Here is a 20,825-nt window from a genome sequence, read left to right on the forward strand (position 1 = left end):
GCCCCCCGCCGCCCCCACCGGGTGGTCCCCGGGGGGCGGGTCGGTGAGGGTCTGCGGGGAGCGCTCAGCCGTCGGTGACGTGGACGGCGGACTCCTCGGGACCCTCGCCGCCCACGGGCAGGTCCGCGGTCGCCTCGACGTCGTCGGCGGTGCGGTTGGTGCCCGAGTCGCTCACGGGGCTCGTGGAGGTGTCCTGCTCCAGCTGGGCGTCCGCGCGGTCCGGGTCCTCGGCGGGCCGCACGTCGAGCGCGTCGTCGGGGAGCTCCCGCTCCAGCCGCTCGGTCAGCGGCTCGCCCTCGGACTGCTCGAAGGCGGTGGTGCCGAAGTCGGTGGTGGCGGTGGGCCGCTCGCCGGGCAGCGGCTCGAACTGCGGGTCCTCCGCGCGGTCCATCGTGGGGGAGTCGTCCTGCGCGACCTCGGGGATGCCGTCGTCCTCGGGGAAGACGTCGCGCGCGGTCTGGCCCTCGGGCTGCGTCATGCGGTGCCTCCGTCTCTGCGCGGGTGCGCTCGTGGTCCTCGTCGGCGTCGCACGGGGGACGCCGCGCCGGCCGGGGGGCCGGCGCCGGACCCCGGCCCTACCCGGGTGCCCGGTCCCCATGCGCCGGTGTGCCCCGCCGCACTGCGGGGGCGGGCTCGGCATGGTCGCGCGCCTGCCGGGTAGCGGGGGGCCATGGCGATCGCAGACGAGGTCCAGCGGGTGGGGGCGCCGCTCCGCCGGTGGGCGCGCACCCAGGAACGCGAGTACACCCAGGGCGAGCCGCGGCCCCTGGCCGGCGACCTGGGCGCCATGGGCGTCTACGCGGGGCTGGTCGCGGCCGGTGCCGCAGCCGTGCGGGCGGCGGGCCGGCAGCTGCCGGAGCGGATCCCGCCGGGCGACGTCGCGCTGCTCACCATCGCCACGTTCCGGCTGGCCCGGCGCATCGCCAAGGACCCGGTGACCAGCCCGCTGCGGGCGCCGTTCGTCCGGTTCGAGGGAGCCTCCGGGCACGCGGAGGTCGCCGAGGAGGTGCGCGAGCACGGCGGGGTGAAGCACGCCGTCGGGGAGCTGCTCACCTGCCCCTTCTGCCTGGCCCAGTGGGTGGGCACGGCCTTCGTCTTCGGGTACGTGACGGCGCCGCGGGCCACCCGGCTGGCCGCGCTGACCATGACCACCGTGGCCGGCTCCGACGTCCTGCAGTTCGTGTACGACTCGATCCAGAACGGGGCGCTCACGCCGACGGCGGACGCGCCGGGCGAGCCGGTCTGAGTTCCCGGCGGTCGCCCGTCGGGGGTACCCGGCGCGGCGTTCGCGCTGCCGCGGGGGGCGCGGCGGACCTATCCTGCGATCTTGACCCGGCTGCGGGCCGGGGACCGCCCGGCGCAACGGGTGCGAGGGAGGCTCGGCATGCGATCGATCTGGCGCGGCGCCGTGTCGTTCGGCCTGGTCAGCATCGGCGTGAAGCTGTACTCGGCGACCGAGGACAAGGACATCCGCTTCCACCAGGTGCACGCGGCCGACGGCGGCCGGGTGAAGTACCGGCGGGTGTGCTCGATCGACGGCGAGGAGCTCGAGTACGCCGACATCGCCAAGGGCTACGAGCTGCCCAGCGGCGAGGTCGTCATCCTCACCGACGAGGACTTCGACGAGCTGCCGCTCAGCACCCGCCGGGAGATCGAGGTGCTGGAGTTCGTCGACCAGGGCGAGATCGACCCGATCATGTTCGAGAAGACCTACTACCTCGAGCCCGACGGCCCCGCGGCCCGCCCCTACGTCCTGCTGCGCGACGCGCTGGAGAACGCCGGCCAGGTCGCGATCACCAAGATCGCCCTGCGGCAGCGCGAGTCGCTCGCCGCCCTGCGGGTGCGCGACGGCGTCCTCGTGCTGCACACCATGCGGTGGCCCGACGAGATCCGGCGGCCCGACTTCGGCTTCCTGGACGAGGACATCTCGGTGCGGCCGCAGGAGCTGAAGATGGCCGAGGCCCTCATCGGCTCGATGACCACCGAGTTCGACCCCACGCAGTTCACCGACGACTACCGCGAGGCGATGACCGCGCTGCTGGAGGCCAAGCAGACCGGGGGCGAGGTGGCCCAGCCGGCGGAGGTGCCGGACGAGGGGGCCGCCGTCGTCGACCTGATGAGCGCCCTGCGCCGCAGCGTCGAGCGGGCCCGCGGCGGCGCCGCCGAGGAGGCGCCGGAGAAGCCGCCGGCGAAGAAGGCGGCGTCCACCCGGAAGGCCGCCGCCGAACCGGCGGAGAAGCCTCCGGCGAAGAAGGCCGCCGCCAAGAAGGCGGCTCCCAAGAAGGCGGCCGCGGGGAAGACGACATCGCGGGCCACCGGCGGCGACAAGCCACCGGCCAAGCGGGCCCGCCGCAGCGCCTGAGGTGGCGGCGCCCGAACCGGCCGGCCTCCCGCTGCCGATGCTCGCCGTGCCCGGGGAACTGCCCGCCGACGACGACGGCTGGGGGTACGAGTTCAAGTGGGACGGGGTGCGCGCGGTCGCCGGGGTCCGCGACGGCCGGCTGGTGCTCGCCTCGCGCAAGGGCGGCGACATCACCGTCCGCTACCCGGAGGTGGCGCGGCTCCCGGGTGCGCTCGCCGGCCGCGACGTCGTCGTCGACGGCGAGATCGTGCTGATGGACGCCCGGGGGCGGCCGGACTTCGGTGCGCTGCAGAGCCGGATGCACCGCACCGGGCCCGAGGTGTCGCGGCTGGCGGCGGCCGCCCCGGTGACCTACCTCGTCTTCGACCTGCTCGCCCTCGACGGCACCGACCTGCGGGGCCGCCCCTACGGCGAGCGCCGGGCGCTGCTCGACGACCTCGCGCCCGCCGGTGGCCGCTGGGTGGTGACGCCGTGGTTCCCCGGCTCCGGTGCGCAGGTGCGGGCGGCCAGCGAGGAGAACGGCCTCGAGGGCATCGTGGCCAAGCGGCTGGCCTCCCCCTACCGCGACGGCGCCCGCAGCCCCGAGTGGCGCAAGGTCAAGAACGTCTCCACGCAGTCGGTCGTCGTCGGCGGGTGGCGGCCCGGGCAGGGCCGGCGCGCGGGCACCATCGGCTCGCTGCTGGTGGGCGTGCCGGACGACGACGGCCGGCTGGTCTACGTCGGGCACGTGGGCACCGGCTTCGGCGACCAGGACCTCCGCGACCTGCAGCGGCTGCTCACCCGGCGGTCGTCGTCACCCTTCGACGGGGCGCTGCCGCGTGAGATCACCCGCGACGCGCAGTGGGTGGAGCCCGACCTGGTCGGGGAGGTGGGCTACGCGGTCTGGACGGCGGAGGGTCGGCTGCGGCACCCGGTCTGGCGCGGGGTGCGCGACGACCTGGAGCCCGACGACGTGGTGCGCGAGTCGTGAGCCCGGCCAGGCAGCTCGTCGAGATCGGCGGCCGGCGGCTGTCGGTGTCGAACCTGGACAAGGTGCTCTTCCCCGAGGTGGGCTTCACCAAGGCGCAGGTCATCGACTACTACGTGCGCATCGCACCGGTGCTGCTGCCGCACCTGGCCGGCCGGCCGGTGACCTTCACCCGGTGGCCCGACGGGGTGGAGGGGCAGGCCTTCTTCGAGAAGAACAGCGCCCGGCACGCTCCGGACTGGGTGCGCCGGGTCCGGTTGCCGAGCCCGGGCAGCTCGCGGGGCCGCGAGACGCTCGACATGGTGCTGCTCGCCGAGGTCCCCGACCTGGCGTGGGCGGCGAACCTCGCGGCCCTGGAGGTGCACGTGCCCCAGTGGCGGGTGGACGACGCGGGGGAGCCGCAGCTGCCCGACCTGCTGGTGCTCGACCTCGACCCGGGCCCGGAGACCGGCATCGCCGAGTGCTGCGAGGTCGCCGAGCGGCTCGGCGTGCGGCTCGAGGCCGACGGCCTGGACCCGGTGGTGAAGACCTCGGGCTCCAAGGGCATGCAGGTCTACGCGCCGATCGAGCCGCCGGCCGACCGCGAGCACCCCAGCCGGTACGCGAAGGAGCTGGCCCAGGAGCTGTCCGCCGAGACACCGGAGCGCGTCGTCTGGCGGATGGAGAAGGCCCTGCGCCCGGGCAAGGTGCTCATCGACTGGAGCCAGAACAACCCGGCCAAGACGACGGTGGCGCCCTACTCGCTGCGGGCCCGGGCGGGCGCGACCGTCTCCACCCCGATCGGCTGGGACGAGGTGGACGCCGTGCGCGACGGCTCCCTCGACCCGGCCGCGCTGCGCTTCACGACCGATCAGGTGCTGGCCCGCGTCGAGGAGTACGGCGACCTGTTCGACGTCGCCGGCGCCCGGCGCGCACCCCTGCCCCCGGCCTGATGGCGGACCCCGTCCTCCTCACCCCTCGCCCGCTCGGGGTGAGCCTCCGGACGGGGCCGCGATCGCGCTCTGGGAAACTCTGCGCCATGCCAGCCGCCGACCAGCACGACCCCCGCACCGCCGACCTCGGGCGGCTGGTCGTCCGCTGCCCCGACCGGCCCGGGATCGTCGCCGCGCTCAGCGGTCTGATGGCCGAGGTCGGCGCGAACATCACGGAGTCCCAGCAGCACTCCTCCGACCCCAGCGGCGGCATCTTCACCCTGCGGCTGGAGTTCGTCCTCGCGGACCTCGCCGGGCGGCGCGCGGAGCTGGAGCGGCGGCTGGACCAGCTCTCCCACGAGTGGCGGCTCACCTGGCGGTTGACGGAGGCCGCGCACCGCCCCACCCTCGCCGTCTTCGTCAGCCGGACCGACCACGTGCTGCAGGAGCTCGTCTACCGGGTCCGCGCCGGGGACCTGCGCGCCGACATCACCGCGGTCGTCAGCAACCACCCCGACCTGGAACCGGTGGCGGCCTCGGCGGGGATCCCCTTCCACCACGTGCCGGTCACGCCGGGCACCAAGGCCGACGCCGAGGCGCGGGCGCTGGAGATCGTCGGCGACGTCGACCTCGTGGTGCTGGCGCGCTACATGCAGATCGTGTCGCCGGAGTTCTGCGCCCGGTTCCCCGAGCGGCTGATCAACATCCACCACAGCTTCCTGCCGGCCTTCGTCGGGGCGAACCCGTACCAGGCCGCGCACGACCGCGGGGTGAAGCTCATCGGGGCGACCGCCCACTACGTCACGGCGGAGCTCGACGCCGGGCCGATCATCGAGCAGGAGGTGGCCCGGGTGGACCACCGCGCGACGGTCGAGGACATGCGTCGGGTCGGGCGCTACGTCGAGCGGCAGGTGCTGGCGCAGGCGGTGACCTGGCACGTGGAGGACCGGGTCATCGTCGAGGGCGACCGGACGATCGTCTTCGCCTGAGGTGAGGGCGCCCCGTCTGCCGGCGCTCCAGGATCAGCTCGCCCCGGGTCCGACCCGCGTGGCGACAGGTGCTGCCGGCCCACGAGGCGGCCGTCGGCCGACCTGATCGGGGCGCGTCCTCCCTCGCGGTGCACGGTCAGGGAGGCCGCGTGGCGGGGTCGACCGCCGGGCACCCAGCCGCCGGTGCCGTTTTCTTGACTGAGTCAAGAAAGGGGCGTTGGATGGTCGACGTGGAGACGATCTGGGCGCACCGGCTGCGGGAGGCGGGGCTGCGCGTGACGCGACCCCGGCTGTCGGTGCTGAGCGTCCTGGCCGACCGGCCGCACGCGGACGCCGACGCGATCGTGACCGGCGCCCGCGGGCTGCACCCGTCGCTGTCCCCGCAGGCCGTCTACGGCGTCCTCAAGGCCCTCGTCGCCGCGGGGATCGCCCGCCGGATCGAGCCCGCGGGTGCGCCCGCGCTGTTCGAGCTGCGGGTGGGCGACAACCACCACCACCTGGTCTGCCGCTCGTGCGGCGCGGTCGCGGATGTCGACTGCGTCCTGGGCGCGGCCCCCTGCCTGGCCCCCTCGGACCCGGCCGGCTTCGTCGTCGACGAGGCCGAGGTCGTGTTCTGGGGGCTGTGCCGGGCATGTCAGAACCGTGGCCGCCAGGTCGCGGACGCCGCCGACCCCGTGCAGCTCGAGGAGCACGGGACCCGAGGAGGAGCAGGAGCATGACCGACGTCGCATCGCAGGGCACGGCGCCCAGCCAGGCCGGCAAGCCGGTCCTGACCAACCGTCAGGGCCACCCGGTCTACGACAACCAGAACCAGCGGACGGTGGGCGCCCGGGGCCCCGCCACCCTGGAGAACTACCAGTTCCTCGAGAAGATCAGCCACTTCGACCGGGAGCGCATCCCGGAGCGCGTGGTGCACGCCCGCGGCGTGACCGCCTACGGCTGGTTCGAGGCCGACGGCACCGTCGGCGACGAGCCGATCGGGAAGTACACCCGCGCCAAGCTGTTCCAGGAGAAGGGCAAGCGCACCGACGTGGCGCTGCGCTTCTCGACCGTGGCCGGTGGCCGCGACTCCTCGGAGATGGCCCGCGACCCGCGCGGCTTCGCCGTGAAGTTCTACACCGAGGAGGGCAACTGGGACCTCGTCGGCAACAACCTGGGCGTCTTCTTCATCCGTGACGCCATCAAGTTCCCGGACTTCATCCACTCGCAGAAGCCCGACCCGGTGACCTTCGAGGCGAACGTCGCCGAGCGCGCGTTCGACTTCTTCAGCCAGACCCCGGAGGCCATGCACATGGTCTCGCTGGTCTTCAGCCCCCGTGGCCTGCCGGCCTCCTACCGCCACATGCAGGGCTTCGGCGTGAACACCTACAAGTGGGTCAACGCCCAGGGCGAGACCGTCCTGGTGAAGTACCACTGGCTGCCCGAGCAGGGCGTGAAGTCCTACACCGCCGAGGACGGCGCCAAGGTGCAGGCGCAGACCCTCGGGGCCCACACCAAGGACCTCCACGACTCGATCGCGGCCGGCGACTTCCCGTCGTGGGAGCTGCACGTGCAGCTCATGAGCGACGACGAGCACCCCGAGCTCGACTTCGACCCGCTCGACGACACCAAGGTGTGGCCGGAGGAGGTCTTCCCGCTCCGCAAGGTCGGCACCATGACCCTCGACCGGATGCCCGAGGACTTCTTCGCCGAGAACGAGCAGATCGCGTTCGGCACCGGTGTGCTGGTCGACGGACTGGACTTCTCCGACGACAAGATGCTCGTCGGCCGGACGTTCTCCTACTCCGACACCCAGCGCTACCGGGTGGGGCCGAACTACCTGCAGCTCCCGGTCAACCGCCCCAAGGTGCCGGTGAACACCAACCAGCAGGGCGGCCCGATGTCCTACGGCCGCGACGACGTGGGCGGCAACCCGCACGTCAACTACGAGCCGTCGATCACCGGCGGCCTGCGCGAGGCCACCTACCCCGGCCACGACGAGCAGGGCCCGGTCATCAACGGCCGGCTCACCCGCAAGCGGATCCCGCGGACCAACGACTACCAGCAGGCCGGGGAGCGGTACCAGCTCTCCGAGCAGTGGGAGAAGGACGACCTGGTCACCAACCTGGTCGGCGCCCTGCAGCAGTGCCGCCGCGAGATCCAGGAGCGGATGGTCTGGCACTTCTTCATGTGCGACGACGAGTGGGGCCAGCGGGTCGGCGAGGCCCTGGGCATCTCCGCCGACGACGTCCGCGGCCTGGAGCCGCTGCAGACGCAGACCCTGTCCGAGGAGGAGCTGCAGCGCGCGGCCAACCTCGGCAAGAACGGCCCGCGGGACGTGGCCGGTCACGTCATGACGCATTGCGTGCCGAACGAGCGCGTCGTCGTCGCCTGAGAGAGGCCTCGGTGCCCCCGCCGGGCGCATGGTCACGGCGGGCACCGGGGCCGACGGACGTGATCACCGCTCGCTCCGTCCGGAGCGCACGTGCCGCGGGCCGTGACCGGACCTCCCCGGTCGCGGCCCGTCGCCGCCTGCGGATTTCCACCCCCCCGGAAGGCCGGTGCGGGCCCGCGGCGGTCCGGGACCTAGCGTGTGGCGACGCTCGCCGACCCGAGGGGACGACGTGGACTCCGCTCCCACCACCGCCACCAGCAGCCGCCGCGCGGTCGGCTGGGTGGCCCCGCTGTGCTGGATCGCCGTCCTGCTGGACGGCTTCGACCTCGTGGTGGTGGGTGCGGTGATCCCCACCCTGCGCACGCCGGAGGAGTGGGCGCTCAGCGGCGCCGGAGCGACCGCGGTCATCACCGTCGGCCTGGTCGGCATGATGATCGGCGCGCTGACCATCGGCACCCTGACCGACCTGGTGGGCCGGCGGAAGGCGCTCATCGGCGCCGTCGTGGCCTTCTCCGTGCTCACCCTGCTCTGCGCCTTCGCGCCCAACGCCCTCGTCTTCGGGGTGCTGCGCTTCCTGGCCGGCATCGGCCTCGGCGGCGCCCTGCCGACCGCGATCGCGATGGTCAACGAGTTCACGCGGGCAGGCCGCAGCGGCCGGGCGACCACGACGATGATGACCGGCTACCACGTCGGCGCGGTGGCGACGGCGGCGCTGGCCATCGTCGTCGTCCCGGCGCTCGGGTGGCGGTGGATGTTCGTGATCGGCGCGCTGCCCGCACTGGTGCTGGTGCCGCTGATGCTCGCCCGGTTGCCGGAGTCGGCGGCGTTCCTCCTGGCGCAGGGCCGGAGGGCGGAGGCCGAGCGGGTGGCCGCCCGGTACGGGCTCGAGCTCGAGCAGCCGGCGGGCGGCACCGACCCGGCCCCGGAGGCGCCCGCCGGGGCGGCCGACACCCTGCGGGCCCTCTTCGCGGCGCGCTACGTGCGCAACACCGTCGCCATCGGTGTCACGTCCTTCATGGGCCTGCTGCTGGTGTACGGCCTGAACAACTGGCTGCCGACGATCATGCGGGAGGCCGGCTACGACCTCGGCGACTCCCTGGCCTTCCTGCTCGTGCTGAACGTGGGCGCCGTGGTCGGCCTGCTGGTGGCCGGCGCGGTGGCCGACCGGATCGGTGCGCGCTCGGCCGGGATGGTCTGGTTCGCCTCGGGTGCGCTGTTCCTCGCGCTGCTGTCGGTGGAGCTGCCCACTGCCGGCCTCTACGCGATGTGCTTCCTGACCGGTTGCTTCGTCTTCAGCGCCCAGGTGCTGGTGTACGCGTTCACCAGCGCCAACCACCCGCCGCAGGTGCGCGCCACCGCGCTGGGCTGGTCCGCCGGGGCCGGGCGGATCGGCGCCATCGTCGGGCCGGTGCTCACCGGCGCGCTCGTCACCGCCGGCATCGCGTTCCCCTGGGGCTTCTACCTGTTCGCCGCCGTCGGCGCGCTCGGGGCGGTGGCCCTCAGCGCCACCCGGCGGCGCGACCGGCCCTGACCGGTCAGTCGCGTCGGCGGTCCTGGTCGGCGAGGAACCGCTCGAACTCGGCGCCGATCTCCTCGGCGCTGGGCACCTCGCCGGCACCGCCCAGCAGGTCGGTGCCCTCGCGGGCGGCGGTGAAGGAGTCGTACTGCTCCTCCAGGGCGGCCACGACGGCGACGTTGTCCGCCGACCGCGCGATCTGGGCGTCGACCTCGGTGCGGTGCAGTTCGGCGGCCTCGCGCAGCGACTCGGTCGGCAGCTGGAGCCCGGTCAGCCGCTCCAGGTGCTCGAGCAGCGCGAGGGAGGCGGCGGGGTAGGTGGCCTGCGCCAGGTAGTGCGGCACGTGCGCGGCGACCCCGAAGGCGTCCACCCCGGCCTCGCCCATGCGCAGCTCCAGCAGCGCCGAGACGCTGCCGGGGATCCGCATCTCGCCCCAGTACACCGGATAGGACTCGATCAGCTGCCGCCGCGTCGCGTGCGCGGTGACGGTGACCGGCCGGGTGTGGGGCACCGGCATCGGGATGGCCTGCAGCGCGGCGACGGAGGTGACGCCGAGCCGCTCCACCAGCCCGCCGACGGCGGCGGCGAACCGCTCCCAGGCGTAGTCGGGCTCGGCGCCGTGCAGCAGGAGGAACGTCCTCCCCGCGTCGTCCTCGACGGCGTAGAGCTGGATCTCGGGCGCGGTGAAGCCCTCGTAGTGATCGGCGTTGAACGTCATGCGCGGGCGGCGGGCCCGGTAGTCGACGAGGCTGTCGGCGTCGAAGCGGGCGATCACCTCGTGCGGCAACGAGGCCAGCAGGTGTGCGCCGGCGAGCGTGCCGGCGGAGGCGGCGTCGAAGTCGCCGGCGAGGTCGTGCACGAGCACGAGCCCCCGCCGCCCGGCCGGGTCGCTGACGGCGGCCTCGCGGGCGAGGAACGGCTCCGCCGCGGGGAGCAGCTCGACCAGGTCCTCCGGTCGCTGGGCCACGGGGCACCTCCTGTGGGGTGATCGGGTGGAGCTGGCGGGTAGCGCTCCTCGGTAGAGCCGCGGGGCGGCCCGCGGCATTCCCCCCCGGCCGCAGGCCCACCCGGTCGGGCGGGTCAGCGGGTGGCGGGCTCCTCCCGGCCGCCCTCGCCGTGCTGCCGGTCCGCCTCCGCGTCCCCGTCCTCCGCCGGGGCGGCCTGCTCGCGGGTCAGGTGGGCGCCGGTCTCGTCGGGGACGATCTGCGCCCGGGTCCCGTCCGGGAGGATCTCCGGGGACTTGCCGTCCAGCTGGTCGCGCCCGTAGCGGTAGGCGACGGCGATGAGCGCGGTCACCGGGACGGCGAGGAACGCGCCGATGATGCCCGCCAGGCTGGCGCCCGCGGTGACGGCCAGGATCACCACGGCGGCGTGCAGGTTCAGCCCGCGGCCCTGGAGGATCGGCTGGAGGATGTTGCCCTCGATCTGCTGCACGAGGATCACGATCCCGAGCACGATCAGGGCCGTGGTGAAGCCGCTGTCGACCAGCGCGATGAGCACCGCGAAGCCGCCGGCGACGAAGGCACCGATGATCGGGATGAACGCGCCGAAGAAGGTCAGCACCGCCAGCGGCAGCACCAGGGGCACGCCCAGGATCCACAGGCCGAGGGCGATGAAGAACGCGTCGAAGAACCCGACGAGGGCCTGCTGGCGGATGAACTCCGAGAGCGTCGACCAGGTCTTGTAGGAGAGCGCGGCCACGTGCGGCGCCGCGGGAGGACCGGTCTGCGCGGCCAGCCACGGCACCCAGCGGGGGCCGTCCTTGAGGAAGAAGAAGGTGAGCACCAGCGCCAGCACCAGGTTGATCAGCGCGCCGCCGATCGCCGTGGCGCCGGTGACGGCGTACTGCGCGATGTTCTGGGCGTTGCCCTGGATGGTGTTGATCGCCTGGTCGACGGCGGTGCCGATCTGCTCCTCGCCCAGGTTGAAGGGCGGGCCGGTCAGCCAGCTCTGCAGCTGCTGCAGGCCCTCGCTGACGCCGGTGCCGAGTTCCTCGACCTGCCCCACGACGGGGGGCGCGATCAGGGCGATGATCCCGGCGAAGGCGGCGAAGAAGGTGAGGAGCACGGTGAGCGCGGCGAGGGCCGAGGGCCAGCCGTGGTTGCGCAGGAAGCGGGTGGGCGGCCACAGCACCGTGGTGAAGAGCAGCCCGAGGACGACGGGCAGCAGGACCACCCAGAGCCGTCCGAGGACCCAGCCGAGGACGTACACGCCGCCGACGATGAGCAGCAGCTCGGCCGAGGCGACGGCCACGGCGCGGCTCGCCCGGCGCAGGCGCTCCCCGCGCTCGGTGGTGGGGGCGGGGGCGTGCGTGGCCGGCCGGACGCCGGCGTCGGGCGCGGGCTGGTCGGGCTCCACGTCCTCGGCGGTCTCGTCCGGCGGCGGGTCCGTGCGGCCGGGCAAGCGGATCCTCATGCAGCGATCTCAACACAGATGCACGCGACCGACCGGGTGGGAAACGATCATCACACCCGCGTCGTAGCGTGCCGGTATGCCGAAGATCGCGACGGCCGACCGGGTCGACCGGGAAGCCCTCCTCGAGTTCCTCCGCCCCCGGCACCGCGCGGTGCTGCTCACCCGCCGGCGCGAGGGCGGCGCCCAGCTCTCGCCGGTGACCTGCGGGGTGGACGCCGAGGGGCGCGTCGTCGTCTCCACGTACCCGCAGCGGGCCAAGGTCGCCAACGCACGGCGTGACCCCGCCGTCTCGCTCTGCGTGCTGTCCGACGAGTGGGACGGTCCCTGGGTGCAGCTCGACGGCCGCGCCGAGGTGCTCGGGCTGCCCGAGGCGCTGGAGCCCCTGGTCGAGTACTACCGGTCGATCAGCGGGGAGCACCCCGACTGGGCCGAGTACCGCGCCGCCATGGAGCGCCAGGGCAAGGCGCTGCTGCGGGTGACCGTGACCTCGTGGGGCCCCATCGCGACCGGCGGCTTCCCCGCCGGGGTGGCCGACAAGCTCTGAGGCTTGCTCATGCCGAGGAAAGGTGTCAGGCTTTCCCAGTGGTGTACGTGCTGACGGTCGACCAGCGGGGCAGCCGGCGCGGGCCCGACCGGGTCGCCGGCGTCCTGGCGCAGCTCAACGCCGAGGTCGGGACGGTGCTGGCCTTCGAGCGCACCGCCGGCGACGAGTTCCAGGGGGTCCTCGGTGAGCCCGAGGCCGCCGTCGACGTCGCCCTGCGCCTGGTCCGGCTGGGGGGGTGGAGCATCGGGATCGGCGCGGGCGGGGCCCAGCAGCCGCTGCCGCCGAGCACGCGGGCGGCGGCCGGTCCGGCGTTCCTGTGCGCCCGGCGCGCCGTCGACGCGGCCAAGCAGCGCTCCGTGCACCTGGCCGTCCGCGGGGCGGTGGCCGCCGACGCCGCCGATGCGCAGGCGGTGCTCGGCGCGCTGGCGGTGATCGTCGGCCGCCGCAGCGAGCAGGCGTGGGAGGCGATCGAGCTGGTCGAGGGCGGGCGCACGCAGGCCGAGGCGGCCGCGGCCCTGGGCATCTCGCGCCAGGCGGTCGGCCAGCGCCTCGGCGCCGCCTCCTGGGACCTCGAGCGCGAGCTGCGGCCGACGGCGGCCCGCCTCCTGCAGCGGGCGGCGGGATGAGCGCCGCCGTCCTGCTGCTGCTCGGCCTGGCCGCTCTCGCGGGGCTGGTCCTCGCCCTGCGCGGGGAGCGGGGGACCGGCGCTGCCGGCGCCGTCGCGCTGGTCGGGTCGCTCGCGGTCGCCGCCGCCTTCGCCTGGCCGGCCGACGGCGGGGCCGGCGTGGCCCAGGCCGGCGCGGCGCTCGCCGCGCTGGCCGCGGTCACCGGGGGCGGGCCGGTGGCGACGGCGGTCCTGCACGCCGCCGACCCCGCCGCCACCGGGGTCGGCGGGGGGCCGCAGGACCCCGACATCCTCCGGGGCGGCGCGTGGATCGGCGTGCTCGAGCGGGGCGCGATCGCCGCCACCCTGCTGGTCGGGTGGCCCGAGGGGCTCGCGGTCGTCCTCGCCGTCAAGGGGCTGGGCCGGTTCTCCGAGCTGCGCGCCCCGGCGGCGGCCGAGCGGTTCATCGTCGGCACCCTGGCGAGCGGGCTGTGGGCCGCCGCCTGCGTGGGGGTCGCGGTCCTGCTGCGCGGGTGAGTGCTGGTGCGCGTGGCGCGCTGCCCGCGGTGGCGGGGGACCGACCGGCGTCCGGACCCGGGCGCCGGCGGTCTCCTACGCTGGGTCGGGTGAGCGGCCAGCCGATCGATCCCGGAGTCATCGAGCTCGCCGGGCGCGTCTTCGACCTGGCCCGCGGCGGGCACACCGACGAGCTCGCCGCCTACGTCGACGCGGGCGTGCCGGTGAACCTCACCAACGACAAGGGCGACACCCTGCTGGTCCTCGCGGCGTACCACGGGCACAGCGGCACGGTGGCGGCCCTGCTGGAGCGAGGCGCCGACCACGGCCGCGCCAACGACCGCGGGCAGACGGCACTGGCCGCCGCCGTCTTCAAGCAGTCCGCCGAGACCGTCCGGCTGCTCCTCGGTGCGGGCGCCGACCCCGACGGCGGGGGGCCCAGCGCCCGCGAGACCGCGGCGTTCTTCGACCTGCCCGCCATGACCGAGCTGCTGGAGGGCCGGGCCTGACGGGCTCGGCGCAACCGGTGCGGCCGCGGGTGGCGGAGGGGGAGGTGGGCGTGCCGGCACGTCGCGACCTGCCGGGGACGGAGCCGGACGCGCGGCCGGACGCGCGGCCGGACGCGGGGCCGGAGCCCGCCGTCCGCCTGCCCGCGCCCGAGCCGGGGGTGCCGCGCTGGCTGCTGCTGGTGGGCGGCGCGGCCGCGGCCACCATCGCCATCGCCGGCCTGCAGGCCGTCGCCTGGCTGGTGGCGCCGGTGTTCCTCGCCCTCGTCGTCGTCATCGCGCTCACCCCGGTGCAGCGCGGGCTGCGGCGCCTGGGCGCGCCGCGCTGGCTGGCGACGACGGTCCTGCTCCTGCTCGTGTGGGCGGTGCTGCTCGCCTTCGTCGCCCTGCTGGTGGCCTCGGTCGCCCAGTTCGCCGCCCTGCTGCCGGACTACGCCGACCAGGCCCAGGTGCTGATCAACGACGTCGTCACCGACCTCAACAGCCGGGGGATCGTCTCCGGCCAGCTCTCCGACCTCGTCGAGCAGATCGACTACGGCTCGCTGGTCGGGCTGGCCACCGACCTGCTGAGCCGGCTCACCGACGCGGCGACCACGCTGGTGCTCCTGCTCTCGGCGCTGGTCTTCATGGCCATCGAGAGCAGCGGCTTCGGCCGGCGGCTGGCGCTCATCGGGGCCGAGCGCCCGCACCTGCCGGTGGCCCTGGGCCTGTTCACCCGCGGCACCCGCAGCTACCTGCTGGTGAGCACGGTGTTCGGGGCGGTCGTCGCGGTGGGCGACACGATCGCCCTCGCCCTGCTCGACGTGCCGGCGGCCCCGCTGTGGGGCCTGCTCGCCTTCATCACCAACTACGTGCCCAACATCGGCTTCCTGCTGGGCGTCGCGCCGCCGGCGGTGCTGGGGCTGCTCGCCGGGGGCTGGGGCGACTTCGTCGCGATCCTGGTCGTCTACTCGCTGCTCAACTTCCTCGTCCAGACACTCATCCAGCCTCGCTTCGTCGGCGACTCCGTCGGCCTGTCGATGACGGTGACCTTCGTGGCGCTGCTGTTCTGGGGCTGGGTCCTCGGTGCGCTCGGCGCGCTGCTGGCCATCCCGCTGACGCTGCTGGTCAAGGCGCTCATGGTCGACGTCGACCCGCGCGGCCACTGGCTCGACGCGCTGCTCCGCGAGGAGCCCCGCGCCCCGCGCACCATGCGGGCCCGGCGGCGGATGGCCGACCGGCACGCCGCGCTGGCGTCGATGCGGCGGCTGCACCACCACCCCTCCCGCCGGTCGGCGGCCGCCGACGCGGAGCAGGAGGAGACGCCGACCCCGGCGGGGCGGTCCTGAGCGCGCAGGAGCTCGTCGTCCTCGCCGGCCTGCAGGGGGCCGGCAAGAGCACCTGGGTGGCGGAGCACCTGGCCGGCACCCACGAGGTGGTCAGCAAGGACCACTGGCCCCGGGCCCGGCGCCGCGAGGCCCGCCAGCAGCGCGTGGTCGCCGAGCTGCTGGCCGCCGGGCGCAGCGTCGTCGTCGACAACACCCACCCGGCGCCGGAGGACCGCGCGTCGCTCGTCGCCCTGGCCCGCGAGGCAGGGGTGCCGGTGCGCGCGGTGTGGCTGGACACCCCGCCGGAGGTCTGCCTCGCCCGCAACGACGCCCGCACCGGCCGTGCCCGCGTCCCGCTGGTCGGCGTCCACGCGACCCGGGCCCGTTTCGTGCCGCCGTCGGCCGCCGAGGGTTTCGACCGGGTGGACGTCGTGCGGCACGTCCCGCCCCCGCTCCCGCCGGGAGACGGCCGCGGTCCCGGGGCGGGCGCGCCGGAGCGGCGGACCGTGTGACGGCGGCCGCAACCGGCCGCCGTAACGTGTCGGGGGCAGCTCGCCGCGCGCTTGGGCCGTCCGCCCCGGCGACCGCAGGCATCCGAGACGAAGGGAACGACATGACCGAGGCAGGCACCACGGCTCCCCGCGTGGCCATCGTGACCGGCGCGGCCCGCGGCATCGGCGCGGCCACCGCCCAGCGGCTGGCCGCCGACGGCTTCGCCGTCGCCGTCCTGGACCTGGACGAGGGCTCGGCCAAGGGCACCGTCGAGGCGATCGAGGCCGCAGGGGGCCGCGCGCTGGCCGTCGGCGCCGACGTGAGCGACACCGCGCAGGTGGAGGCCGCGATCGAGCGCATCGTCACCGAGCTCGGCCCGCCGACCGTGCTGGTCAACAACGCGGGCGTGCTCCGCGACAACATGCTGTTCAAGATGTCCGACTCCGACTGGGACATCGTCATGAACGTGCACCTCAAGGGCGCCTTCCTGATGACCCGCGCGGCGCAGAAGCACATGATCGACGCCAAGTGGGGCCGGATCGTCAACCTCTCCAGCACCTCGGCGCTGGGCAACCGGGGGCAGGCCAACTACTCGACGGCGAAGGCGGGTCTGCAGGGCTTCACCAAGACCCTCGCCATCGAGCTGGGCAAGTTCGGCGTCACCGCCAACGCGATCGCCCCGGGCTTCATCGAGACCGAGATGACCAAGGCCACGGCCGACCGCATGGGCATCCCGTTCGACGACTTCATCAAGGGCGCGGCCTCCCAGATCCCGGTGGCCCGCACCGGCAAGCCCGAGGACATCGCGCACCTGGTGTCCTTCTTCGTCAGCGAGGGCGCGGGCTTCGTCTCCGGCCAGGTCGTCTACGCCGCCGGCGGCCCGAAGGCCTGAGGAAGGACCCCGCTGCCCCTCACCAGGGGCCGATCCAGTCCCTCACGAGGGGCCGGGCCGCCTGACCGGCGGTCCGGCCCCGCGCCGCGTCCGCACCGTCCCAGGAGGTCCCGTGCCCGAGCAGTCCGTCCTCGTCGAGCGCCGCGGTGCGGTGCAGGTCATCACCATCAACCGGCCGGAGGCGCGCAACGCCCTCGACGGCGAGGTCGCCCGGGCCGTCGCGGCCGCGGTCGACGAGCTCGACGCCGACGGCGACCTGCGGGCCGGGGTGCTGACCGGGGCGGGTGGCACCTTCTCCTCCGGGATGGATCTCAAGGCCTTCCTCCGCGGCGAGAGCCCGTCCATCGAGGGCCGCGGGCTGTGCGGCATCACCCGCACGCCGCCGCGCAAGCCCCTGGTCGCGGCGGTCGAGGGCTGGGCCCTGGCCGGCGGCTTCGAACTGGTGCTCGCCTGCGACCTCGTGGTGGCCGGCCGGGGCGCCCGGTTCGGCGTGCCCGAGGTCAAGCGCTCCCTGGTCGCCGCCGGCGGCGCCGCCCTGCTGCTGCCGCAGCGGGTGCCGCGCGCGGTCGCCCTCGAGCTGCTGCTCACCGGCGAGCCGGTCGACGCCGAGCGCGCGGCGGCGGTCGGGCTGGTCAACCGGGTGGTCGACGACGGCGGTGCGCTCGACGCCGCCGTCGCGCTCGCCGAGGTGATCGCGGCCAACGGCCCGCTGGCGGTGGCCGCCACCAAGCAGGTCGTCCTCGAGGCGCCGTCGTGGCCGGCGGAGGAGGCGTGGGAGCGGCAGGAGCAGGTCGTCCGTCCGGTGTTCAGCTCCGAGGACGCCCGCGAGGGCTCCACCGCCTTCGCCGAGCGCCGCCCGCCGGTGTGGCGCGGCCGCTGACCCGCCCGCGGAGGCATACCGGCGGGGTCGGCGTCGTTGACCCGACGTGGACCGCTCCGCCCTCCGCCTGCTCGTGCTCGGGGACTCCCTCGGCCGCGGCACCGGTGCCGCCCGGCCCGCCGACGCCCTGGGGCCCCGGCTGGCCCGGGCGCTGGGCGAGGACGGGTTCGACGTCGACCTGCACGTCCTCGCCGTCCCCGGTGCCGTCTCGGCCGGGCTGGCCGACCAGGTCCGCCGGGCGCTGCCGCTCGCGGCCGACCTCGCCGTCGTCGTCATCGGCGCCAACGACCTGGCCCGCTTCGTGCCGGCCGAGCAGGCCGCGGCGGCGCTCGCGGCCGCGGTGACCGTGCTGCGGGCCGCCGGCACCGACGTCGTCGTGGTGCCGGCGCCGGACATGTCGATGGTGCCCTTCGTCCCGCCGGCCCTGCGGGCGCTGGTGCGGGGGGCGTGCGCGGTGCTCCAGCAGCGGCAGGCGCACGTCGCCCTCTCCGGCGGCGCCACGGTCGCACCCGTCGCGGCCCAGGTGGCCCGCGCCTTCGCGGCGGACCCGGCGCTGCTCTCCGCCGACCGCTTCCACCCCTCCTCGGCCGGCTACGCGCGGATCGCCGAGGCGCTCACCCCCGCGGTGCGGGCCGCTGCCCGGGCCCGGCGGGACGACGCCGCCGCCTGACCCGCCCCGCGGTCAGCCGAGCCGGTCCGCCAGCAGCTCGGCGAGGTGCCGTCCGCGCCGGCCCGCGAGCTGGTCGAGCTGGGTGCGGCAGGAGAAGCCGTCGGCCAGGACCACGGCGTCGTCGGGGAGGTCCCGGACGGCGGGCAGCAGCTGCTGCTCGGCGACGGCGACCGACACGTCGTGGTGCCGCCGCTCGACGCCCCAGTTGCCGGCGAGCCCGCAGCAGCCGCCGAGCCGGGTGACGCGGGCACCGGCCTGCTGGAGCAGCCGGGCGTCGGCCGACCAGCCCAGGACCGACGCGTGGTGGCAGTGCGGCTGGGCGACGATCTCCAGGCCCGCCAGCGACGGCGGCGTCCAGCCGGGGGTGTCGCGGAGCAGCTCGGCGAGCGTGCGCGTCGCCGCCGCCACCTGCTCGGCCTCCGGACCGCCGACGAGCTCGAGCGCCTCGCTGCGCAGCACCGCGGTGCAGGAGGGCTCGATGCCGACGACCGGCACGCCGGCGGCGGCGAGGGGGGCGAGGGTGCGCACGGTGCCGCCGAGGATGCGCCGGGCGGCGTCGAGCTGGCCGGTGGTGATCCAGGTCAGCCCGCAGCACGTGTCGGCGCCGGGCACCTCGACCCGGTAGCCGGCGGCCTCGAGCACCCGCGCGGCGGCGTGCGCCACCTCGGGGGCGAAGTGGTCGGTGAACGAGTCCACCCACAGCGCCACCCGCTGCCCGTCGCCGGCCGGGGGCCGCTGCGCCCACTCCTGCCGGAAGGTGCGCGGGGCGAACGCCGGCACCGGGCGCCGCTGGTCGATGCCCGCGCCCCACTTGGCCACCGGCCCCACCAGCGCGGAGCCCAGCATCGCGTTGACCAGGCGCGGCGCGCGGGCCACCAGGTCGGACCAGAACGGCAGCCGGCCCAGCGTGTAGTGCGAGCGGGGCCGCAGCCGCCGCCGGTAGGACTGGTGCAGCACCTCGGCCTTGTAGGAGGCCATGTCCACCCCGGTCGGGCAGTCCGACGAGCAGCCCTTGCACGACAGGCAGAGATCCAGCGCCTCGTGCACCTCCGGTGCGCGCCAGTCGCGCACCGGGCCGCCCGGGGCGAGCATCTCCTGCAGCACCCGGGCGCGGCCGCGGGTGGTGTCCTTCTCCTCCCGCGTCGCCGGCCAGGACGGGCACATCACGGCGCCGGTGGACTGCAGGTCGGCCCGGCACTTGCCGACGCCGGTGCAGCGGTGCACCGCCGCGGAGAAGTCGCCGCCGTCGTGCCGGTAGGCCAGCGCCAGGTTCTCGCGCAGCGGCGGGGCGGCGGCGATGCGGACGTCCTCGTCCAGCGGCGCGGGCCGGACGAGCACGCCCGGGTTCAGCACGTCGGCGGGGTCGAACACGGCCTTGACGCGCTCGAAGAGCTCCAGCGCGGCGGGGGAGTACATGTGCGGCAGCAGCTCGCTGCGCGCCCGGCCGTCGCCGTGCTCGCCGGACAGCGACCCGCCGTAGCCGGCGACCAGCCGGGCGGCGTCCTCGACGAACGACCGGTAGGCCCCGCGCCCGCGGTCGGCGCCCGCGCCGAAGGGGAAGTCGATGCGCACGTGCACGCAGCCGTCGCCGAAGTGGCCGTAGGGCACGCCCTGCAGCCCGTGGCCGTCGAGCAGCGCCTCGAAGCCGCGCAGGTACTCGCCGAGCCGCTCCACCGGGACCGCAGCGTCCTCCCAGCCCGCGTGCGCCGGTCGGCCGTCGGAGGTCCGGTTGGCCAACCCCGCGCCGTCCTCCCGGATCCGCCAGATCGCCGCGGCGTGCGCGGGGTCGGTGACGACGAGGGAGTCCAGCGCGCCGGCGTCGGCGAGCACCCCCTGCGCCTTGGCCTGCACCTCGCCGACGGTGTCGCCGGTGAGCTCCACGATCAGCCACCCGTCGCCGCGCGGCAGCTCGGGGACGACGGCGGCGGGCACGTCGCGCAGCCGCTGCACGATCCGCTGGTCGAGCCCCTCCACCGCGGTGGGCTCGTGGGGGAGCAGGCCGGGGGTGGCATCGGCGGCGTCGGCCATGCTCGGGTAGCCCAGCACCACCAGCCCGCGGACGGGGGCGTCGGCGACCAGCCGGACGGTGGCCCCGAGGACGACGGCGAGGGTGCCCTCGCTGCCCACCAGCGCCCGGGCCACGTCGAAGCCGCGCTCGGGCAGCAGGTGCTCCAGCGAGTAGCCCGACACCTGGCGGCCGAAGGTGCCCAGCTCCGTGCGGACGGTCGCGAGGTGCCCGGCGACGAGCCGGTGGAGGTCCTCGAGCACCCCCGGCGCCGGCTCGGTGCCCGGGCCCAGCCGCAGGCGCGTGCCGGTGCCGGTGACGACGTCGAGGCCCACGACGTTGTCCGACGTCCGGCCGTAGCCCAGGGCCCGGGAGCCGCAGGCGTTGTTGCCGATCATCCCGCCGATCGTGCAGCGGTTGTGCGTGCTCGGGTCGGGGCCGAAGCGCAGCCCGTGCGGGCGGGCGGCGGTCTGCAGCGCGGCCTGCACGACGCCGGGGTCGACCGTCGCCGTCCGGGCCTCGGCGTCGATGCCGTGCACCCGGTTCAGGTGGCGGCTGGTGTCCAGCACGACGCCGGTGCCCACGGCGTTGCCCGCGATGGACGTCCCGGCGCCGCGGGCGGTCAGGGGTACGCCGAGCGAGCGGCACACGTCGAGCGCGGCCACGATCTCGTCGGGGTGGCGCGGCCGGACCACGGCCCGCGGGAGGACGCGGTACAGCGACGCGTCGGAGGAGTACAGGGCCCGGGCCAGCCCCGAGTCGTCGACGTCGCCGATCCCGGCGCGCCGCAGCTCGGCCACCACCGCCAGCCCGTCGTCGGTGCGCGTCGTCGTGTCCGCGGCCGGTGCGCTCATGGTGCCGAGTCTGGCTCCCCC

At 75.4% G+C, this 20,825-nt stretch carries 21 protein-coding genes; 17 read left to right on the forward strand and 4 right to left on the reverse strand.

Going from position 1 to position 20,825, the window contains the following annotated elements; all coding sequences use genetic code 11:
* Nucleotides 1–64 precede the first annotated feature (64 nt).
* A complete protein-coding gene (locus E9565_RS11055) occupies nucleotides 65–478 on the reverse strand; it encodes a hypothetical protein (RefSeq protein WP_236826998.1) in 414 nt (137 codons plus the stop codon).
* A gap of 192 nt (nucleotides 479–670) precedes the next feature.
* Here E9565_RS11055 and E9565_RS11060 point away from each other — a divergent pair, with 192 nt between their 5' ends.
* The 8 genes from E9565_RS11060 to E9565_RS11095 all read left to right on the forward strand — a co-directional run bounded on the left by E9565_RS11060 (nucleotide 671) and on the right by E9565_RS11095 (nucleotide 9,134).
* Nucleotides 671–1,246, forward strand: coding sequence for a DUF1360 domain-containing protein (locus tag E9565_RS11060; protein WP_236826997.1), 576 nt, complete (start codon nucleotides 671–673; stop codon nucleotides 1,244–1,246).
* Nucleotides 1,247–1,384: 138 nt separating this feature from the next.
* The gene (locus tag E9565_RS11065; RefSeq protein ID WP_236826996.1) at nucleotides 1,385–2,362 is read left to right on the forward strand and encodes a Ku protein; all 978 of its coding nucleotides are present in this window, start codon (nucleotides 1,385–1,387) and stop codon (nucleotides 2,360–2,362) included.
* A gap of 1 nt (nucleotide 2,363) precedes the next feature.
* Entirely contained in the window at nucleotides 2,364–3,332 is a 969-nt protein-coding gene (gene ligD / locus E9565_RS11070; protein ID WP_236835078.1) for a non-homologous end-joining DNA ligase, read from the forward strand.
* On the forward strand, nucleotides 3,329–4,261 hold the full coding sequence (gene ligD, locus E9565_RS11075; RefSeq protein WP_236835081.1) for a non-homologous end-joining DNA ligase: 933 nt from the start codon (nucleotides 3,329–3,331) through the stop codon (nucleotides 4,259–4,261). Before ligD (E9565_RS11070) ends, ligD (E9565_RS11075) begins: the two co-directional genes overlap by 4 nt.
* Before the next feature lie 86 nt (nucleotides 4,262–4,347).
* Nucleotides 4,348–5,229: a formyltetrahydrofolate deformylase gene (gene purU, locus E9565_RS11080; protein ID WP_236835083.1), complete on the forward strand. Its 882-nt coding sequence runs from the start codon at nucleotides 4,348–4,350 to the stop codon at nucleotides 5,227–5,229.
* Nucleotides 5,230–5,450: 221 nt separating this feature from the next.
* On the forward strand, nucleotides 5,451–5,948 hold the full coding sequence (locus E9565_RS11085) for a Fur family transcriptional regulator (RefSeq protein ID WP_236835085.1): 498 nt from the start codon (nucleotides 5,451–5,453) through the stop codon (nucleotides 5,946–5,948).
* Nucleotides 5,945–7,603: a catalase gene (locus E9565_RS11090; protein WP_236835087.1), complete on the forward strand. Its 1,659-nt coding sequence runs from the start codon at nucleotides 5,945–5,947 to the stop codon at nucleotides 7,601–7,603. The genes E9565_RS11085 and E9565_RS11090 overlap by 4 nt, the downstream gene beginning before the upstream one ends.
* A 229-nt stretch (nucleotides 7,604–7,832) precedes the next feature.
* Nucleotides 7,833–9,134, forward strand: coding sequence for an aromatic acid/H+ symport family MFS transporter (locus tag E9565_RS11095; RefSeq protein ID WP_236826990.1), 1,302 nt, complete (start codon nucleotides 7,833–7,835; stop codon nucleotides 9,132–9,134).
* A gap of 4 nt (nucleotides 9,135–9,138) precedes the next feature.
* On the opposite strand, the gene E9565_RS11100 is transcribed toward E9565_RS11095, so the two are convergent.
* Both E9565_RS11100 and E9565_RS11105 read right to left on the reverse strand, forming a co-directional pair.
* Nucleotides 9,139–10,086, reverse strand: coding sequence for a proteasome assembly chaperone family protein (locus E9565_RS11100; protein WP_236826989.1), 948 nt, complete (start codon nucleotides 10,084–10,086; stop codon nucleotides 9,139–9,141).
* 113 nt (nucleotides 10,087–10,199) lie between these two features.
* Nucleotides 10,200–11,534 carry an AI-2E family transporter gene (locus E9565_RS11105; RefSeq protein ID WP_236835088.1) on the reverse strand — a complete coding sequence of 445 codons (1,335 nt, stop codon included), beginning with the start codon at nucleotides 11,532–11,534 and terminating at the stop codon, nucleotides 10,200–10,202.
* A 76-nt stretch (nucleotides 11,535–11,610) separates the two neighbouring features.
* Between E9565_RS11105 and E9565_RS11110 the strand changes: the two genes are divergently transcribed.
* The 9 genes from E9565_RS11110 (at nucleotide 11,611) to E9565_RS11150 (ending at nucleotide 17,945) form a co-directional block, all read left to right on the forward strand.
* A complete protein-coding gene (locus E9565_RS11110) occupies nucleotides 11,611–12,078 on the forward strand; it encodes a PPOX class F420-dependent oxidoreductase (protein ID WP_236826987.1) in 468 nt (155 codons plus the stop codon).
* A 38-nt stretch (nucleotides 12,079–12,116) separates the two neighbouring features.
* Nucleotides 12,117–12,704 (forward strand): SatD family protein, encoded by a 588-nt coding sequence (locus tag E9565_RS11115; protein WP_236826986.1) that lies wholly within the window; start codon nucleotides 12,117–12,119, stop codon nucleotides 12,702–12,704.
* Nucleotides 12,701–13,219, forward strand: a complete 519-nt coding sequence (locus tag E9565_RS11120; protein ID WP_236826985.1) for a hypothetical protein — start codon at nucleotides 12,701–12,703, stop codon at nucleotides 13,217–13,219. Before E9565_RS11115 ends, E9565_RS11120 begins: the two co-directional genes overlap by 4 nt.
* Before the next feature lie 89 nt (nucleotides 13,220–13,308).
* Complete coding sequence (locus tag E9565_RS11125; RefSeq protein WP_236826984.1) at nucleotides 13,309–13,707, forward strand: ankyrin repeat domain-containing protein; 399 nt, start codon at nucleotides 13,309–13,311, stop codon at nucleotides 13,705–13,707.
* 50 nt (nucleotides 13,708–13,757) lie between these two features.
* Nucleotides 13,758–15,032 (forward strand): AI-2E family transporter, encoded by a 1,275-nt coding sequence (locus E9565_RS11130; protein ID WP_236835090.1) that lies wholly within the window; start codon nucleotides 13,758–13,760, stop codon nucleotides 15,030–15,032.
* On the forward strand, nucleotides 15,029–15,523 hold the full coding sequence (locus E9565_RS11135; protein ID WP_255715619.1) for an ATP-binding protein: 495 nt from the start codon (nucleotides 15,029–15,031) through the stop codon (nucleotides 15,521–15,523). The genes E9565_RS11130 and E9565_RS11135 overlap by 4 nt, the downstream gene beginning before the upstream one ends.
* Before the next feature lie 101 nt (nucleotides 15,524–15,624).
* Nucleotides 15,625–16,395, forward strand: coding sequence for a 3-oxoacyl-ACP reductase FabG (fabG, locus tag E9565_RS11140; protein WP_236826981.1), 771 nt, complete (start codon nucleotides 15,625–15,627; stop codon nucleotides 16,393–16,395).
* A gap of 112 nt (nucleotides 16,396–16,507) precedes the next feature.
* Complete coding sequence (locus tag E9565_RS11145) at nucleotides 16,508–17,275, forward strand: crotonase/enoyl-CoA hydratase family protein (protein WP_236826980.1); 768 nt, start codon at nucleotides 16,508–16,510, stop codon at nucleotides 17,273–17,275.
* 46 nt (nucleotides 17,276–17,321) lie between these two features.
* A complete protein-coding gene (locus E9565_RS11150) occupies nucleotides 17,322–17,945 on the forward strand; it encodes an SGNH/GDSL hydrolase family protein (protein WP_236826979.1) in 624 nt (207 codons plus the stop codon).
* Nucleotides 17,946–17,957: 12 nt separating this feature from the next.
* On the opposite strand, the gene E9565_RS11155 is transcribed toward E9565_RS11150, so the two are convergent.
* On the reverse strand, nucleotides 17,958–20,804 hold the full coding sequence (locus tag E9565_RS11155) for an FAD-binding and (Fe-S)-binding domain-containing protein (RefSeq protein WP_236835092.1): 2,847 nt from the start codon (nucleotides 20,802–20,804) through the stop codon (nucleotides 17,958–17,960).
* Between the last annotated feature and the right edge of the window lie 21 nt (nucleotides 20,805–20,825).

The organism is Blastococcus sp. KM273129 (assembly GCF_021698995.1).
Classification (GTDB): Bacteria; Actinomycetota; Actinomycetes; order Mycobacteriales; family Geodermatophilaceae; genus Blastococcus.

Excerpts from the sequence above, each read along its gene's own strand:
- E9565_RS11055 (WP_236826998.1), bottom strand. The coding sequence starts at position 478 with ATGACGCAGCCCGAGGGCCAGACCGCGCGCGACGTCTTCCCCGAGGAC.
- E9565_RS11060 (WP_236826997.1), top strand. The coding sequence starts at position 671 with ATGGCGATCGCAGACGAGGTCCAGCGGGTGGGGGCGCCGCTCCGCCGG.
- E9565_RS11065 (WP_236826996.1), top strand. The coding sequence starts at position 1,385 with ATGCGATCGATCTGGCGCGGCGCCGTGTCGTTCGGCCTGGTCAGCATC.
- purU (WP_236835083.1), top strand. The coding sequence starts at position 4,348 with ATGCCAGCCGCCGACCAGCACGACCCCCGCACCGCCGACCTCGGGCGG.
- E9565_RS11085 (WP_236835085.1), top strand. The coding sequence starts at position 5,451 with ATGGTCGACGTGGAGACGATCTGGGCGCACCGGCTGCGGGAGGCGGGG.
- E9565_RS11090 (WP_236835087.1), top strand. The coding sequence starts at position 5,945 with ATGACCGACGTCGCATCGCAGGGCACGGCGCCCAGCCAGGCCGGCAAG.
- E9565_RS11105 (WP_236835088.1), bottom strand. The coding sequence starts at position 11,534 with ATGAGGATCCGCTTGCCCGGCCGCACGGACCCGCCGCCGGACGAGACC.
- E9565_RS11110 (WP_236826987.1), top strand. The coding sequence starts at position 11,611 with ATGCCGAAGATCGCGACGGCCGACCGGGTCGACCGGGAAGCCCTCCTC.
- E9565_RS11120 (WP_236826985.1), top strand. The coding sequence starts at position 12,701 with ATGAGCGCCGCCGTCCTGCTGCTGCTCGGCCTGGCCGCTCTCGCGGGG.
- fabG (WP_236826981.1), top strand. The coding sequence starts at position 15,625 with ATGACCGAGGCAGGCACCACGGCTCCCCGCGTGGCCATCGTGACCGGC.
- E9565_RS11155 (WP_236835092.1), bottom strand. The coding sequence starts at position 20,804 with ATGAGCGCACCGGCCGCGGACACGACGACGCGCACCGACGACGGGCTG.